Genomic DNA, 1,365 nt, shown 5'->3' with positions numbered 1-1,365 from the left:
ACCTCTGCACAGAGGTTATGACTGTTTGGCTGGGTGCGGGTAAGCGCGGGCCAGTTTGCTCCGGGCGCGGTCGGTGGTGAACATCCAGTGGATGCGAGCGCCGATGGCGTTGCGCTGCTGCTCCCAAGCTGCAATTTCGCTGACGAGTCGGTCGCGGTCGCCGATGCGCCGGTCGAGGCACTGGCTGCGCAGCACCCCGATTTCGATCTCGACCATGTTGAGCCAGCTGGCGTGCTTGGGGGTGTAATGGAATTCCAGACGATGCAGCAACCGATGAGCTTCGGGCGCCGGGAAGGCTTCATAGAGCGCGCCGGGCGTATGGGTCGACAGGTTGTCGAGGACGACACGGATACGCTCGGCCTGCGGATAGTGGCAGTCGACCAGTTCGCGCATGCATTCGGCGAAGTCGCGCGCGGTGCGCTGCTCGGTTACCTTGACCCGGCGCCAGGACCGGTGCGCGTCGAGGAAGACGAACAGGTTGGCGGTCCCGTTGCGGCGATACTCGTAGTCGTAGCGCTCGAGCTGTCCGGGCATCGCCGGGATGGGCTGGCGCGCCTCGCCGATGAGCTGGGTGGGACTTTCATCGAAGCAGACCACCGGGCGCTCGGGATCGGGGACTTCAGCGTAGAGGTCGAGCACGTCCTCCATCCGGGCAACGTAGTGACCGTCGACCTGCGGGATGCACCACATCTTCTGGCGCCAAGGCTTGAGCTCGTTCTCCGCCAGGCGGCGGCGCACCGTCTCGCGTGACAGGCTCGCGTGCTCGGTGAGCTTGACTATCTCCCCCGCCAGCAATTCGAGCGTCCAGCGCGACCGCCCCGTTGGCGGCTTGGTGCATGCCGTGGCGACCAGCAGCGCCTCTTCCTTGCCGGTGAGCTTGCGCTCCGCCCCGGGGCGCGGCTCGTCGCTGAGCGCCGCTTCGATGCTGCCCAGCACGAAGCGGCGTTTGGTCCGATAGACCGTCGAGCTGCCCACTCCGACGTTCGTGGCAATCTCCTCGTCGCCGGCTCCGGCATCGGCCGCCAGCAGGATCTGCGCGCGTTTCACCTTGCGCACCGCTGCCTTGCCGCCGCCCAGCAGCATCCTCAATTCGTCGCGTTCGGCTTGGCTCAATTCGACCCGGTAGCGTACATTCATCGCGGCCCCTCCAAAATCTGGAGAGACAACAAATGAGCCAGAACTCCGACGCGGAACTCACCCCTTCGTCACCGCGCTTCACACCGGTGCAAGGGCAGTACCTCGCCTTCATCTATGCGTACACTCAGGTGCTCGGCCGGCCGCCGGCCGAAGCCGACTTGCAACGCTACTTCCACATCACGCCACCCTCGGTGCATCAGATGGTGCTCACGCTCGAGCGCCTGGGAC

At 65.5% G+C, this 1,365-nt stretch carries 2 protein-coding genes; one reads left to right on the top strand and one right to left on the bottom strand.

Annotated elements, in window-relative coordinates:
• Positions 1-15 precede the first annotated feature (15 nt).
• Positions 16-1,137 carry an IS630-like element ISAzo9 family transposase gene (locus GO606_RS00750; RefSeq protein ID WP_169120929.1) on the bottom strand — a complete coding sequence of 374 codons (1,122 nt, stop codon included), beginning with the start codon at positions 1,135-1,137 and terminating at the stop codon, positions 16-18.
• A gap of 32 nt (positions 1,138-1,169) precedes the next feature.
• Between GO606_RS00750 and GO606_RS00745 the strand changes: the two genes are divergently transcribed.
• On the top strand, positions 1,170-1,365 hold a 196-nt coding region (locus GO606_RS00745; protein ID WP_211166864.1), incomplete at its 3' end, for a LexA family transcriptional regulator.

Origin of the sequence: Aromatoleum anaerobium (assembly GCF_012910705.2) — a bacterium.
Classification (GTDB): Bacteria; Pseudomonadota; Gammaproteobacteria; order Burkholderiales; family Rhodocyclaceae; genus Aromatoleum; species Aromatoleum anaerobium.
Note: the sequence above shows the minus strand (reverse complement) of the source record. Positions and strands in the feature narration are given on the sequence as shown.